General features: G+C 45.1%; 12 protein-coding genes. 10 read left to right on the forward strand and 2 right to left on the reverse strand.

Annotation, left to right across the window (positions count from 1 at the left end; genetic code table 11):
- Window positions 1-230 precede the first annotated feature (230 nt).
- From AAA943_RS03040 to AAA943_RS03050, 3 genes are read left to right on the forward strand one after another with little or no spacing between them, the layout of a single operon-like run.
- A complete protein-coding gene (locus AAA943_RS03040; RefSeq protein ID WP_338222779.1) occupies window positions 231-3,404 on the forward strand; it encodes a SusC/RagA family TonB-linked outer membrane protein in 3,174 nt (1,057 codons plus the stop codon).
- A 12-nt stretch (window positions 3,405-3,416) separates the two neighbouring features.
- A complete protein-coding gene (locus AAA943_RS03045; RefSeq protein WP_338222780.1) occupies window positions 3,417-4,847 on the forward strand; it encodes a SusD/RagB family nutrient-binding outer membrane lipoprotein in 1,431 nt (476 codons plus the stop codon).
- Window positions 4,844-6,469, forward strand: coding sequence for a calcineurin-like phosphoesterase C-terminal domain-containing protein (locus AAA943_RS03050; protein WP_338222781.1), 1,626 nt, complete (start codon window positions 4,844-4,846; stop codon window positions 6,467-6,469). The genes AAA943_RS03045 and AAA943_RS03050 overlap by 4 nt, the downstream gene beginning before the upstream one ends.
- Here the strand turns inward: AAA943_RS03050 and AAA943_RS03055 are convergent, their stop codons facing one another.
- Together AAA943_RS03055 and yihA are read right to left on the reverse strand one after the other, a co-directional pair.
- Window positions 6,470-6,892: a DUF5606 family protein gene (locus tag AAA943_RS03055; protein ID WP_338222782.1), complete on the reverse strand. Its 423-nt coding sequence runs from the start codon at window positions 6,890-6,892 to the stop codon at window positions 6,470-6,472.
- Window positions 6,893-6,930: 38 nt separating this feature from the next.
- A complete protein-coding gene (gene yihA, locus AAA943_RS03060; RefSeq protein ID WP_338222783.1) occupies window positions 6,931-7,542 on the reverse strand; it encodes a ribosome biogenesis GTP-binding protein YihA/YsxC in 612 nt (203 codons plus the stop codon).
- Between the two features lie 121 nt (window positions 7,543-7,663).
- On the opposite strand from yihA, the gene ubiE reads away from it, so the two are divergent.
- From ubiE to AAA943_RS03095, 7 genes are all read left to right on the forward strand, one after another.
- Complete coding sequence (gene ubiE / locus AAA943_RS03065; protein ID WP_338222784.1) at window positions 7,664-8,386, forward strand: bifunctional demethylmenaquinone methyltransferase/2-methoxy-6-polyprenyl-1,4-benzoquinol methylase UbiE; 723 nt, start codon at window positions 7,664-7,666, stop codon at window positions 8,384-8,386.
- Entirely contained in the window at window positions 8,335-9,135 is an 801-nt protein-coding gene (gene porT / locus AAA943_RS03070; RefSeq protein ID WP_338222785.1) for a type IX secretion/gliding motility protein PorT/SprT, read from the forward strand. Before ubiE ends, porT begins: the two co-directional genes overlap by 52 nt.
- A gap of 138 nt (window positions 9,136-9,273) precedes the next feature.
- Window positions 9,274-9,486, forward strand: a complete 213-nt coding sequence (locus tag AAA943_RS03075) for a hypothetical protein (protein WP_338221165.1) — start codon at window positions 9,274-9,276, stop codon at window positions 9,484-9,486.
- Window positions 9,483-10,895: a sodium:solute symporter family protein gene (locus tag AAA943_RS03080; protein WP_338222786.1), complete on the forward strand. Its 1,413-nt coding sequence runs from the start codon at window positions 9,483-9,485 to the stop codon at window positions 10,893-10,895. Before AAA943_RS03075 ends, AAA943_RS03080 begins: the two co-directional genes overlap by 4 nt.
- Window positions 10,885-12,264 (forward strand): glycosyl hydrolase, encoded by a 1,380-nt coding sequence (locus tag AAA943_RS03085; protein WP_338222787.1) that lies wholly within the window; start codon window positions 10,885-10,887, stop codon window positions 12,262-12,264. The genes AAA943_RS03080 and AAA943_RS03085 overlap by 11 nt, the downstream gene beginning before the upstream one ends.
- Window positions 12,261-13,703, forward strand: coding sequence for an oxidoreductase (locus tag AAA943_RS03090; protein WP_338222788.1), 1,443 nt, complete (start codon window positions 12,261-12,263; stop codon window positions 13,701-13,703). Before AAA943_RS03085 ends, AAA943_RS03090 begins: the two co-directional genes overlap by 4 nt.
- Window positions 13,700-14,470 carry a 3-ketoacyl-ACP reductase gene (locus AAA943_RS03095; protein WP_338222789.1) on the forward strand — a complete coding sequence of 257 codons (771 nt, stop codon included), beginning with the start codon at window positions 13,700-13,702 and terminating at the stop codon, window positions 14,468-14,470. Before AAA943_RS03090 ends, AAA943_RS03095 begins: the two co-directional genes overlap by 4 nt.
- Window positions 14,471-14,502: the final 32 nt, after the last annotated feature.

Below are 14,502 nucleotides of genomic sequence, written 5' to 3' on the forward strand. Positions count from 1 at the left end.
AAGTTGATTTTTCGGTAATTTTTGACAGCAAAATATGCCGTTTTAAAGGGTATGTTAACCAACTTAATCTGGGTCTATTGGTCAATTAGCTGCATTTTTTTTGAATAGGGAGGACTTAATAAAGAGTTAATTCACTTTTTGATAACCTTTAGTTTACTTAAGGAAAATAGCTCTGGGATACGTTTGCACAATATTTTATAAACCCTTTTCAGATAAAAATTTCAGTTTTCATGGTTCCTGTAAAGTTTACCAAACGGGGGATGCTTTTCATTTTCGCATTTTTTGCGGCGATGGTCATCCAGGCCCAGCAATTTAGAGTCAGCGGTGTAGTCACCGATAGTTCTAACGAACCCCTTCCAGGGGCAACTGTGATTGTCAAAAGTACCAGTCGAGGGACAATCACTGATGTGCAGGGAAAATACTCCTTAGAGGTTTCTCCTGATGATATTCTGGTATTTTCCTTCGTGGGATTTGAGTCAATAGAACGAGTCGTGGGTAATTCTTCTTCTATTTCAGTACAGCTTACCGAGGGCTTGGCTCTGAATGAGGTGGTGGTGACTGCATTGGGAATTGAAAGAGAGGAAAAAGCATTGGGCTATGCCACTCAAAAGATTGGCTCGGAGGATTTGCTAGAAGCCAGATCCAACAATTGGTCAGATGCTTTAAGGGGTAAAGTAGCCGGATTGAATATCTTATCTGCAGGCTCTGGTCCGATGAACTCTTCCCAAATCAGCCTCAGGGGGAATAACTCGTTAAATCCCAATGGGAATTTTGCCCTGATTGTGGTTGACGGAGTTCCGATGAATTCTGGTTTGACCTCTTCCGGAGTATCCAACGCGTATGGAGCAGGATCAGGAAGTGATGTTCCTGTAGATTTTGGAAACGGAATTGCTGATCTCAACCCGGACGATATTGAAAATATAACCGTATTAAAAGGGGCCAGTGCTACAGCGCTTTATGGTAGCCGTGCTGCAAATGGTGCACTAATCATCACTACCAAAGGAGGATCAAAACAATCCAAAGGAATCGGAGTGTCCATCAATACTAATATTAGTTTTAATGATATTCTAAGATGGCCCGATTACCAATATGAATATGGACAAGGGACCGGCAGGGCATTTAACTCTGATGGTGAGCTTTACTATTCCTATGGGGCTTCTGAGGATGGGGCAAGTACAGGGGGGACGAGTTCCGCTTTTGGACCAAGGTTTGACGGCCAGTCCTATTTTCAATATGATCCTACTTTGGAGGGTCAATCGGCAACCCGACAGCCTTGGAGACCTTACCGGGACAACATCAAGGGTTTCTGGAGAACTGGGTTCAATATAATTAACAATGTAGCAGTGGAAGGAAGTCATATTGGAGGAGCAGTTAGGGCTTCCATTACCCATACCAAAAATGAATGGATAATGCCCAATACCGGGTTTGAGCGATTTGTTGCCGCACTTTCTGTGAATCAATCCATTTCTGATAAACTCAAGCTGAATGTAAAGGCCAATTACACCAACAAGAGAAGTGATAATCTACCGGCTACGGGGTATAATAATCAATCCATTGCTTACTTCATGATTTTTCAAAACCCAAACGTGGACCTGGACTGGTATAGGCCAATTTGGAAATCTGGACAGACCAATGTAGATCAGGTTCATCCTTTTAGTTCATTTATTGATAACCCCTTTCTGATTGCCTATGAAATGACCAATTCAGTCAATAACAATGCGTTTTTAGGAAACATTTCGGCCACCTACTCATTCAATGAGCATTTTGATCTGATGGTTCGGTCAGGAATCACCATGAGCCAAGAGGAAAGAGCCCAACAGAGACCCTACTCCTCTGCAAATTATCAACGAGGTTTTTACAAGGAGCAGGATATTACCAATTATGAAATCAACTCTGATTTTCTTTTCACCTATCGGGGAAAAATAGGAAATAAAATTAACCTGAGCTCCAGTATTGGAGCCAACCAAATGAGCAGAAACTTCCGCATGATCAGTGCAGAAGTTATCGGACTTGTCATTCCGGGGGTTTACAAATTAGCCAATGGCATCAATAACCCAACGGTATCTACCAGTGACAATAACCGCAGGATCAATTCAGTCTACGGCTTGGCCTCCTTCGATTGGGACGAGAAAATCTTTATTGATCTGACTGGACGAAATGATTGGTCCAGTACCCTTCCGGTTCAAAACAACAGCTTTTTCTATCCTTCCCTGAGCACCAGCTTTGTTCTTTCTGATTTAATGTCTTTGCCAAAGCCTATTTCATTTGCCAAATTAAGAATATCTGGAGCCCAAGTAGGCAATGATACCGATCCCTATCGAACTTCTAAATATTACGGACAAAGTGAATTCCCCGGCTCGGCTTCTGTACCTACTACTTTATACAATGTAGATTTCAAACCGGAAATCACCACTTCTTTTGAGACCGGTTTGGAATTAATCTTCTTAGACAGAAGACTAAGTCTCGATCTGAATTACTACGTAGCAGAGACAAAAAATCAGATTATCCAGGTACCTATTGATATTGTGACTGGGTTTTCCAGTGCGATTTTGAACGCCGGTACAGTCCAAAACAAAGGCTGGGAGGTCGTCTTGAATGGGACTCCTGTTCGTAAAGGCCCATTTGAGTGGAACACCACGTTGACATGGGCCCGAAACAGGAACAAAGTCCTTTCCCTGCCCGATGAGGTAGAGGGTAGTCAGGTGATTGGTACAGGAGGCAATGCCACAATTATTGCCCGAGTGGGTGGTACCACTGGGGATATTTACGGATTCGGATTTGTCCGTTCTCCTGAAGGGGATATCGTCTTTGGATCCAACGGACTTCCGCTCAGACCACAGGAAATCCAATATATAGGAAATGCATTTGCTGATTGGAAAGGAGGACTAAGGAACGAAGTTAGCTATAAGAACATCCGAATGTCTATACTTTTCGATGGTCAGTACGGAGGGATTGTCTATTCACAGACTCACCACAAAATGTCCGAACAGGGGAAACTGACCCATACCTTGAGGGGTAGAGAGGACGGATTCCTAGTCGGAGATGGCGTAGTCCAAAATGCTGACGGAACTTTTTCTCCCAATACGACCCAAGTTAATTTGGCGACCTACTATGGAGATTACTATCGCCGAGCTAATGTGGAGTCCAACTCCTTTGATGCGTCATTTATAAAGCTGCGGGAAATGCGATTGGAGTATGCTATTCCTGCCAAAATCCTGAGCCGAACCTCTATTCGTGCAGCCTCCTTGGCTTTCTATGGTCGAGACCTTGCAATGTGGACCAAGTTTCCAATTTTCGATCCTGAAACAGCCGCGCTCAACGGCTCCACGCTTTTACCCGGGGTGGAAATGGGACAATTACCTACCCCGCGAACTTTTGGAGCAAACCTTAACCTGAAATTTTAAAGAAACAGAAAAATGAATTTTGCAAAAAAAATTGCGGTCTTTTTGACTTTTTCCTTGGCCTTTTCCTGCACTGGAGAATTTGAGGAAATCAATACAGACCCAAACCGTATAAATCAAATTAGTCCTGGAACTCTCTTAAATCCCATCATTTATGGGTTAAGTAGTTTTAATACTGATCGGGCAGACGCATTTACTTTCCAAATCATGCAGGTGGCCCTTCCTTATCCAAGTGCCAACGGAGGTTTACATCGATTTGATCTTACAGAGTCCTCTGGCAACTCAACTTGGAATACCTATTACCGATGGTTGGTAAACATTCGAGAAATGAAAGATGCAGCTATCCATGCACAGGATCAAAACTATGAGGCGATTGCATTGACCTTGGAGTCTTGGGTAGCCAGCCAGTTGACTGATTCTTTTGGGGATGTGCCTTTTTCTGAAGCGAGCAAGGGTGAACAAGGGATTTTTCAGGCAAAATTTGATCTTCAAGAGGATATCTATGAGGCTATTTTCGAAAATTTGGAAAAGGCCAACCAACTTTATGATCCCAGCAAAGCAATGGTATATGGAGAAGATATCCTTTTTGGGAACCAAGTCGGAAGATGGAAGAAATTTACCAATTCCTTACATCTTCGCCTGCTTCTAAGGGTTTCAAATAAGAAGTCAGATGCTTTGATCAAAATGGCTTCCATCCTTTCCAATCCTACTCAATATCCTGTATTTACATCCACTGAGGAATCGGCAATACTGAAGATCACAGGTGTTGTCCCAAATATTTCTCCTTGGGGAAGAGCAATTGACTTTACCACCTTTCGCGCTATTTCCGAATTTTTTGCAGATCGCCTAAATGAATTGGAGGATCCCCGTCGGATGCGGTTTATGACTAATGCAAGAGCATTGGATGGTACTACTTCCATTGGGTATAAAGGAATTCCATCGGGATATGGGGGTACAGAGTCTCAGTTTCAGTTTATTCCTTCCAATCACAACATCGCCTTAGTTCAGGCTCCTATGATATCACTCCTATTGACCTACGCTGAAGTTGAATTCATTAAAGCTGAATTAGCTCAAAGGGGGGTGATTATGGGAGATGCTGAGGAATTTTATCAAAATGGGGTCAAAGCCGCCATGGAGCAATGGTCAGTAACCCTGCCAGAGTCCTATTTCGCCAATAGCTTTGCAGCGTATGATGGAAGTCTGGAGAGAATACTCTTTCAAAAATACATTGCCTTGTATTTCAATGACTATCAGCAGTGGTTTGAGTATCGGCGTACTGGTTTTCCAGTACTTCCCAAAGCAGATGGAATGCTCAATGACCAACGTGTACCTGTCAGATTCAGATATCCGGTCAACGCTCAGATAAACAATCCGATTAATTATCAGGAAGCTGTGGCACGGATGGGAGGAGATGACATTAATACTAAAGTTTGGTGGGAAAAATGAGAAAGTCCATTTACTTACTTGCTCTTCTTTTGGGATCGATCTCATTTGCTTTGCCCGCTCAGGAAGTAGCCAAAGGGTACGTCTATTCTGACCAAAATCAAAACGGGAAAAAGGACAGGAAAGAACCCGGAATCCCAGGAGTAGGAATTTCCAATGGACAGCTTGTCGTCACTTCAGACGCCAATGGCTTCTATGAAATCCCTGTTTCAAGCGGTCAATTAATTTTTGTAATCAAACCAAGTGGATATCAGGTCTGTCTTGATTCATTGAATAAGCCGCAGTTTTTCTATATCCATAAGCCAGAGGGGTCCCCCAAATTAACCTATGCTGGTAGCCAGCCTACCGGACCTCTTCCTAAAGAAATTAATTTTGGATTGATTCCAAAGGAGGAGCCTGAAAAGTTTACAGCTTTAATTTTCGGCGACCCTCAGCCCTACAATTTGGAGGAGGTAGATTATTTTGATCGGGGAATCGTAGATGAAGTAGCAGGAATACAAAATGTGGCCTTTGGACTTTCTTTAGGGGATTTGGTAGGAGATGATCTTGATCTTTTCTATCCTTATTCCAGAGCGGTAGCCAAAGTGGGACTCCCTTGGTACAATGTCATGGGAAATCATGACGAAAACTATGACGTGGATTGGGATGAATTGGCAGATGAGACTTTTGAGGCACACTTTGGTCCCAGTACTTATTCGTTCAATGTAGGGAAAGTGCACTTTATCGTGTTGGACGATATTCTTTGGCCAGATCCTCGGGATGGTAAGGGATATTGGGGAGGCATGCGTCCGGACCAATTGGACTTTGTTGAAAATGATCTCAAATTGGTTCCCAAAGACCATTTGGTGGTAATTTCAATGCACATTCCATTATCAGAAGAAGGAGACTCCTTCAGGGATGAGGATCGTCAGCGTTTATTTGATTTGCTAGCAGAATTTCCCTATACATTTTCCATGTCTGCTCACACGCATTTGCAAAAGCAGGATTACTTTGGAAAAGAAGACGGATGGAAGCAGGAAAAACCACACCATCATTACAATGTAGGGACCACCTCAGGAGATTGGTACAAAGGCGTGTTGGATGCAAATGGGATTCCTGTTTCAACGATGAGAGATGGCACCCCCAAAGGTTTTGCCTTGGTGGATTTCGCGGGGAATCAATACCAAATCCGGTATCATGTAGCTGGAAAACCAGCAGAATACCAAATGGAGATATTTGCCCCGAAAGTCCTCAAAAAAGACCTCCGAACTACCGCAGGAATTTATGTTAATTTCTTTATGGGGGCTACAGGAGATGAGGTGAAGTATAAAATTGACGAAGGTGAATGGATAAAAATGAACCAAATCCAAGAAGTAGATCCAGCCTATTTGGTAGATCTTTTGGAATGGGATATGACTGAGGAAATAATTCAAGGAAAAAGGCCCTCTAATGCACAGCCTAGCCGGCATTTGTGGAAAACGCCAATTCCAGTCAATCTAGGTGCAGGTGAGCATGAAATCACTGTTTCGGCGACTGATCGATATGGCAAGGTTCACATTGGAAAAAAGTATTTAAGGTCGTTGATTAAAAACGTTGGACTAAAAAAAAGGAGGCCGGAGTTTTTAATTTCGGCCTCTTCTCATTAATTACTCTTCTTTTTCCTCTTTTGGATTGTCCTGAAGAACTTCAGGAGCCTGCTTTCGGATGATTTGGTACCAGGCGTTGAGTTTTTTGATGTCGGAGGTGTAAACCCTCGCTTCATCAAATTCAGGAAGAATAGACTTTAGAAAAGCCCGAAGTTCAGCGTCTGAGGAACTGGCATCCACTCCGGTATCTCCCTGATATTCGGCTTCGATTTTTTTCATCACGGACTCGAGGGGCTCAGCACCTTCTTCAGTCAGTGTGTAGATAGAAATATCACTCAAAATGGATACTCGGGAGGACATTCCGGCTACAAATTTGGCTTTTTTCTCGTCCAGAGACTCCAAAATCACTCCGGATCGGGTTGGTTTCAATACTCGGTAAAGTCCGGGTTTTCCGGATACGTTTGCAATATCTTTGAAATTCATTGTTGATTATTTTCAGCGTGCAAATATAGAATTATCGCTCAATTAGTCTGGTTTTCTTCGTACTCAATGACCAGTTCTTCAATAAAGGCAGTCAACTCATCTTTGCCTGTTCCCTTCTCTGCCGAGGTCACAAAGTAATCCGGGGCTTCTTCAAAGATCTCCTCGGTTTTTTTCAAAAAAGCCTTCACGTTTTTGTCTACCTGAGATTTGGACAGCTTGTCAGCTTTGGTAAATACAAGGACGGCCGGAATCCCTTCTGTCCCGCACCATAGCAGGAATTCCAGGTCGATCTGCTGAGGCGGAAGACGGCTGTCAATCAGGATAAATACTCCACAGAGGTTTTTTCTTCCGGTCAGATAGCCGCTGATCATAACTTCCCATTTGGCTTTGGTGTCTTTGCTGACTTTTGCGAAGCCGTAGCCCGGCAAATCCACCAAATACCATCGGTCATTGATGTTGAAATGATTGATCAATTGGGTTTTTCCTGGCTTTTGGGAAGTTTTTGCCAGTTCTTTTACCCCCGTGAGCCGATTGATCAGGGAGCTTTTACCCACATTGGACCTGCCGATGAAGGCGATTTCGGCACGGTCAGGCTTGGGGCATTTCTCGGGTTGGGTATTGCTGACGACAAATTCTGCTTTCTGGATCATGATCGGATAGTTGATCACAAAAATAGGGCTTTATTTCCAAAGGCTTTTCCGGTCGGTATTTCAACAATTTTCTTTAAGTCGGGTTTCTGTAGTAAGTTTGCCCCCTTAAAGAAGATTCGTGATGACTGTAGTACCCTACAAAGACAAACAAGACCCCAAAAAAGCACAAGTGGCTGAGATGTTTAACAACATCAGCCCCAAATACGACTTACTCAATCATGTGTTGAGCTTGGGCATTGATATCATTTGGAGGAAAAAAGCGGTGAAGGTGCTCAAAAATGATCATCCTAAACTAATCTTGGATATCGCTACCGGTACGGGAGATTTCGCCATAGAGGCTTTGGCCTTGAATCCGGACAAGATCATTGGAGTGGATATTTCTGAAGGGATGCTTTCCGAAGGACAGAAAAAGATGATCAAAAAAGGCCTTCAGGACAAAATCGAAATGCATCTTGGAGATTCTGAAGGTTTGCAGTTTGAGGATAATAAGTTTGATGCAGTGATCGTTTCTTTTGGAGTCAGAAACTTCGAGAATCTGGAAAAAGGGCTGGCAGACATGTATCGGGTACTTAAGCCTGGAGGAAAAACGGTCATTCTGGAATTCAGTAAGCCCCGAGCTTTCCCGATGAAACAGGCCTACTCCTTCTATTCAAACACCATTTTGCCTCAGGTGGGTAAAATTGTATCCAAGGACAATTCTGCTTATACTTACCTTCCCGAGTCAGTTGAGGCATTTCCCGATGGAGAGGATTTTCTGGCCGTATTGAAAAAAGTCGGATTTCACAGCACCGTATGCAAACCACTCACTTTTGGTATCAGTTCGATCTACGTAGGGCAAAAATAGGACTCCTTGTCCTGTTAATTTTTGGCGGGGGAAATACTGCAAAGGCTCAAGGGTTGTTTGGTCTGACCAGTACTTCCGGATCTGACGATAGGACACTATCCTATGGATTCTTTCTTGCGGGGCATACAGCCACCTACCAAATTCGCTATGCAGATGCATTCCTGACTCCGACCAATCCGACTACGGCAGAGGTTCAGTCCATCTACCCAAAATACACCCCTGGATTTTCACTGGGCTTCATGGGCATAATAAGATTTCATGATCAGGTAAATCTCCTTTTTACTCCAAAAATCGGCTTTTACGAGTACAGAGTAGATGTCAATTATTTCAATCCCCCACTTGGCAACCTGCCTCCGGATAATACCGGTGGTGAAAGTAACCTGGGGATCCGCACGGATGAATTGGTTACAGAGGCTACCATGGTCGAGTTGCCCTTGCTTTTTAAGTACCGCTCTCAGCGATTTAATAATACCCGAATGTATTTCATCGGTGGAGGTAGCTATCAGTTTAGGACCAAGTCTCAGGATGAGGCCAACTTGGATCCGATTGTAACCACCGGACAGGACTTCACCATCGAGGCCGGGATGGGATTCGAGATTTATTTTCGCTTTTTCAAGTTTGCTCCGGAAATCCGCTTTTCCCATGGCTTGAATAATCTTTATGTGCCTGAAAAAACCGATCCTGCCTTTGCCTCAGCAATTGAATCTATCAGGAGAAAGTCCGTGACCATCTACCTCAACTTCCAATAATTCCTCAGATGTACGGAATTGTTTCCGTAGATTCTTAGGCATTTACTTTTTCATTCAAAAAGGCTTTTGAGTGGAATTCGCTACTTTAAGCATGCCTGAATTGATTTCAGGGGATTTTCTATCCAACCCAAAATGCCTATGAATTCCCGAAAATGGATACTCCTCGTATCTTCAGTCGTCTTGCTGACTTTGATTTCTTTCCTTTTCCTTTTTTCCCAAGGAAAATCCCAACCCATGTTGGGTTCAGTGCCTTATGTGTTTTGGGTGAGTTTTTTGGTGACTTGCCTATTGGTTCTTTTCACTTTTTTGGGCTCCAGAGTATTTCCACATCTTGATTCCAAAGGAAAATGATCGGTTGGCTGCTCTTCTTCTTCCTGCTCTTTTTGGCTTCTTTGGCTTATGCTTCCTATAAGTCCTACCGCAAAAACAGAAGCTCCGAGGAGTTTATGCTGGCAGGATCCAACATCGGGACGATTCTGGGTTTTCTGACTTTCTCAGCGGCCCTCTTTAGCGCTTTTACATTTATGGGGATGCCGGATTTCTTCCGGGTGCATGGAGTGGGAGCTTGGATCTTTTTGGGGTTTTCGGATGCCTTGATGGTGTTTTTTATTCTTTGGTTTGGCTATGCTCTTCGCAAAAGAGCCGCTGAAGTTGGCTATCAGGGAGTGGCAGGATTTGTCCAAAGCTGCTTCCGAAATAAGTGGGCGGGGTATCTCGTTTTTGCGAGCTCTTTCCTGTTTTTGATTCCCTATGTGGCAATCCAAATCCGGGGTATTTCCATTTTTCTTAATGCATCCTTTCCGGATTTACTTCCCTATTGGGGCTGGTCGGCACTCTTGGTGATAATCATGCTGGTCTATTCAGAAATCGGGGGACTAAAAGCCATCATGTACTCTGATGCGATCCAAGGAGTGATTCTTTTGGTGGTCATTTGGATCATCGGAGTGACCTGCCTGACCATGGCGGGCGGCGTGGAAGCGGGTACCCAAGCGGTCTTGGAAAGCAATGAAGCTCTCCTTTCTTTGCCCGGACCCAAGGGATTGTTCAGTCCTGCATTTTTGATTGCTTCTACCATCGCAATTATGATGATTCCGGTTTCTCAGCCTCAGTTTACCACACGGTTGGTAGTGATGAAAAACTTAAAATCCGTTCATAAAATGGCCTATGCCGTGGGTATTTTTGCCATTTTGGTGATTTTGCCCACGGCATTCATCGGCCTTTATGGAGCTGTGAAATATCCAGACGCCAGTACAGCTGATTTCCTTTCTTCAGCCTTGCTTTTTGATCAGGCCAACCCGGTAGCAGCTTTGGCTGTGGTCGGTTTGTTTGCTGCCTGTCTCTCCACTACCAATGCCCAGATTTTCGCTTTGGGAACAGAATTGAGGTCGCTTCTGAGCGGAGATGATAAGCGTAACATGAGGATCACCAAACTGGGAATTTTGGTTTTTTCCCTTATTGTCTTGGTCTTTTCTTCTCTGATTAGCGACGAATTGGTGCTTTTGGCTCGGGTTAGCTTTGCCGGAACGTCGATGATTGCGCCGGTGGTCCTGAGTGCGGTGATTTTCAAAAATCCCCCAAAGTCCATTCTGATTCTCTCCGCCCTTGGACTCAGTTATTTTGTACTTAGTCTGTTGGGATGGGTTCCGGCTGGTTTTGCCGGCTTGCCCACTGACGCGGCGATGTATCTGATATTGATTCCAGCTACATCTATTTTGATGCTCCTTCACCATTCCAAAACCAAGAAACTCCATGCAGCTTAATTCCGCAATTGACCTTCAGGCAGTACAAGACTTGCTTCCGAGATTCTGGGAGCTTTCCGGCCAGAAAATCCGGGCTATAGAGGATAGTTTTGATACCTCAAAAGGGGCTCCTGTTTTTACAGAAAAAGGAATCTATGTCACCCGGGGCTGGACTGAATGGACTCAAGGTTTCCAGTTCGGGTCCGCGATTTTACAATTTGATGCCACCGGTGAAGAGGAATTCCTGGATATCGGAAGGAAAAATACCGTGGATAAAATGGCTCCTCATTTGACTCATACGGGCGTCCATGACCACGGCTTCAACAATGTGAGTACCTATGGAAATCTTCTGCGATTGATTCAGGAAGGGAAAATTGAAGGTTCCTCTTGGGAGAAGGAGTTTTATAGGCTTGCCCTAAAAGTCACTGGCGCGGTCCAGGCGACTCGTTGGACTAAAATTCCAAATGGAGGATTTATTTACTCTTTCAATGGCCCTCATTCCCTCTTTGTGGATACGATCCGAAGCTGCAGGGCTTTGGTGGTTTCTCATCAGCTGGGCCATGTACTTCAGGGAGAAAACGATGTCAAAATCTCCCTGATTCAACGGGCAGTGCAGCATCTTCTGAGTACCGTTCGCTTTTCGGTTTTTTATGGAAAGGGAAGAGACAGCTATGACGTACCGGGCAGAACTGCCCATGAGATCATTTTCAATACCAATGACGGCAATTGTCGCTGTCCCAATTCCCAACAAGGTTATACTGGGTTCAGTACCTGGACCCGAGGCTTGGCTTGGGCCATTTGCGGCGTAGGGGAGACTTTGGAGATTTTGGATCAAATCCCGGAAGCCGACTATGCCCCTGTGATCTCAAAAGCAGACTTGATTGCCGAACTCAAGCAGGCTGCTGTTGCAACAGCTGAGTTTTATCTGGCAAATACGCCGACTGACGGGATTCCCTATTGGGATACCGGAGCCCCGAATCTCCATCGGATGGGCGATTACCTCAACCGTCCTGCAGATCCCTTCAATGCCTTTGAACCTGTGGATAGCTCTGCGGCTTGCATAGCTGCACAGGGTTTGATTCGTATTGGTAATTATCTCAAAAATTTCGACCCTGAGCGATCCGAAAGATACCTTCAGGCCGGAATTCAGGTCGCTGGGGTTCTTTTCTCTGAACCCTACCTCTCAACCCACCCGCAGCATCAAGGCCTGATTTTGCATTCGATTTACCACCAACCAAACGGTTGGGATTATGTGCCGGAAAAAGGGAAAGTGGCCCATGGAGAATCCAGCATGTGGGGAGATTATCATGCCCGTGAGCTGGCTCTGCTGATCCAGCGCATAGCTAAGAAGGAAACCTATTACACCTACCTCAACTGTGTCAATCCATGAGTGGAAAATACAAACCCCAATACCCCCGAGTAGCCCAGCTCAAAACTGCCGATCTGTTTCGACAGCATCTGGAGAAAGAGCGGATTCCCCTTGAATTTGACGAGGAGCTGGAATCAGGAGAGAGGTCTCACTTTGCGAAGCTTCATATTCTCAAATCTGGTAGGAAAATTGGCAATGCACTTTGCATTCTTCCTATGGAAGGTTGGGACGGGACAGAAGACGGGAGGCCGAGTGAATTGACCAAAAGGCGCTGGAAAAACTTCGCACTCAGCGGAGCCAAATTGCTGTGGGGATGCGAGGCTGTGGCTGTTCGACCCGAGGGTAGGGCCAATCCCAATCAGCTCCTGCTGAATCCCTATACCTTTCCTGATTTTGTGGATCTTTTTGACATGCTTCAGCAAACGCATCGGGAGAATTTTGGCGACACGTCCGACTTCCTGATTGGCTTACAGCTCACGCATTCGGGACGCTTTTGCAAGCCCAATGACAAGAAGAAGATGGAGCCGAGGATTCTATATCCCCATTCTGTGTTGAATGCCAAGTTTGGACTATCTGAAGATTACCCCGTGATGTCGGATGAAGAAATTGAAGGAATCATTGAGGATTACATCAAAGCCGCAGTTTTAGCTCAAAAAGCCGGGTTTCACTTCGTGGATATCAAGCATTGTCATGGGTATTTGGGGCATGAATTTCTGAGTGCCTACGATAGAGAGGGGAAATACGGAGGAAGTTTTGAAAACCGAACCCGGTTTCTCCGGGAGATTGTGGATGGCATCCGAAAAGCCGCTCCGGGGCTGGAGATTGGGGTGAGGATGAGCATTTTCGATTGGGTTCCTTTTCAGAAAGGGCCTGAGGAAAAAGGTGTTCCAGCCATGGAGGCTCCCTACCGATACGCTTTTGGAGGGGATGAAAGCGGGATTCAATCCAAAATGACCGAATCTTTTCAGTTTTTGGAAGTGCTGAAAGAGCTTGGGATTGAGCTTTTCTGCACCACTGCCGGAAGTCCCTATTACAATCCCCACATTCAGCGCCCGGCCCTTTTCCCGCCTTCTGATGGCTATTTACCCCCGGAAGATCCTTTACATGGAGTGGCAAGGCAGATTCAGGCCACTGCTGAGATCAAGGAAGCGTACCCCGAGTTTTATGTGGTCGGTTCAGCCTATTCCTATTTGCAGGAGTGGCTTCCCCATGTGGGGCAACATGTCTTGAGGACGGGGAAGGCAGATTCCATCGGTTTTGGAAGAATGGTGTTAAGCTATCCGGATATGCCTGCGGATATTTTGAAAGGAGAGGGATTGAAGCGGGGGAAAATCTGCCGTACGTTTTCGGATTGTACCACAGCGCCTAGAAATGGGATGATTTCCGGGTGTTTTCCCTTGGACCCGGTCTACAAAGCCATGCCTGAATACGAACAGCTAAAATTGGTAAAAGGAGAATGAGAAAGGTAGCACTAATCACAGGAGGCACCCGAGGCATTGGGCTTGGTATTGCTCAAAAGCTGGCCAAGGAGGGAATAGACTTGGCGCTCAATGGAGTCAGGGCAAAAGAAGAAGTGGAGGATGTGATCTTAGATTTGGAAAAAGAGGGCATTCGCGTGGAGTATTTTCCAGGAAATATCGCAGAGCAAAACGACCGGGCCAGCATTTTGAATGGAGTGAAAGAGAAGTTTGGAAAGCTCAATTTCCTTGTCAATAATGCCGGGGTGGCCCCACGGGTCCGGGCGGATGTCTTGGAGGTGGAAGTGGAGGATTTTGATTATTTGATGGATATCAATTTGCGAGGCACTTTTTTTCTTACCCAAGCAGTGGCACGTTGGATGTTGGATCAAAAGAAGGCTTCCCCTGTATCCGATTTCGCCTTAGTGAACATTACCTCAGTCTCAGCCCGATTGGCTTCTACCAATCGGGTGGCTTACTGCATGTCCAAATCAGCTCTTTCCATGATGTCTCAGGTATTTGCCGTGCGATTGGCCAGTCAGCGGATTCCTGTCTACGAAATACAGCCCGGAGTCATTGAGACGGACATGACCGCCAAGGTCAAGGAGATTTACGAAGAAAAGATCTCCCACGGGCTGACCTTGGAATCGCGTTTGGGAACTCCAGAGGATGTTGGGAAAATCGTCGCAGCCATCCTAAGGGGGGACTTGACTTATGCTACCGGGCAAATTATCGCAGTAGATGGAGGGATGATGGTGGGTAGATTGTGAGCTTTTCAAATTGGGATTCATTTCCCTATTTT

It is taken from the genome of Algoriphagus confluentis, from assembly GCF_036245625.1.
Taxonomy (GTDB): domain Bacteria; phylum Bacteroidota; class Bacteroidia; order Cytophagales; family Cyclobacteriaceae; genus Algoriphagus; species Algoriphagus confluentis.

Bases quoted from the DNA above. Each gene is read 5' to 3' on its own strand.
- AAA943_RS03040 (WP_338222779.1), top strand. From the start codon at position 231: ATGGTTCCTGTAAAGTTTACCAAACGGGGGATGCTTTTCATTTTCGCA.
- AAA943_RS03045 (WP_338222780.1), top strand. From the start codon at position 3,417: ATGAATTTTGCAAAAAAAATTGCGGTCTTTTTGACTTTTTCCTTGGCC.
- AAA943_RS03050 (WP_338222781.1), top strand. From the start codon at position 4,844: ATGAGAAAGTCCATTTACTTACTTGCTCTTCTTTTGGGATCGATCTCA.
- AAA943_RS03055 (WP_338222782.1), bottom strand. From the start codon at position 6,892: ATGAATTTCAAAGATATTGCAAACGTATCCGGAAAACCCGGACTTTAC.
- yihA (WP_338222783.1), bottom strand. From the start codon at position 7,542: ATGATCCAGAAAGCAGAATTTGTCGTCAGCAATACCCAACCCGAGAAA.
- ubiE (WP_338222784.1), top strand. From the start codon at position 7,664: ATGACTGTAGTACCCTACAAAGACAAACAAGACCCCAAAAAAGCACAA.
- porT (WP_338222785.1), top strand. From the start codon at position 8,335: ATGCAAACCACTCACTTTTGGTATCAGTTCGATCTACGTAGGGCAAAA.
- AAA943_RS03075 (WP_338221165.1), top strand. From the start codon at position 9,274: ATGAATTCCCGAAAATGGATACTCCTCGTATCTTCAGTCGTCTTGCTG.
- AAA943_RS03080 (WP_338222786.1), top strand. From the start codon at position 9,483: ATGATCGGTTGGCTGCTCTTCTTCTTCCTGCTCTTTTTGGCTTCTTTG.
- AAA943_RS03085 (WP_338222787.1), top strand. From the start codon at position 10,885: ATGCAGCTTAATTCCGCAATTGACCTTCAGGCAGTACAAGACTTGCTT.
- AAA943_RS03090 (WP_338222788.1), top strand. From the start codon at position 12,261: ATGAGTGGAAAATACAAACCCCAATACCCCCGAGTAGCCCAGCTCAAA.
- AAA943_RS03095 (WP_338222789.1), top strand. From the start codon at position 13,700: ATGAGAAAGGTAGCACTAATCACAGGAGGCACCCGAGGCATTGGGCTT.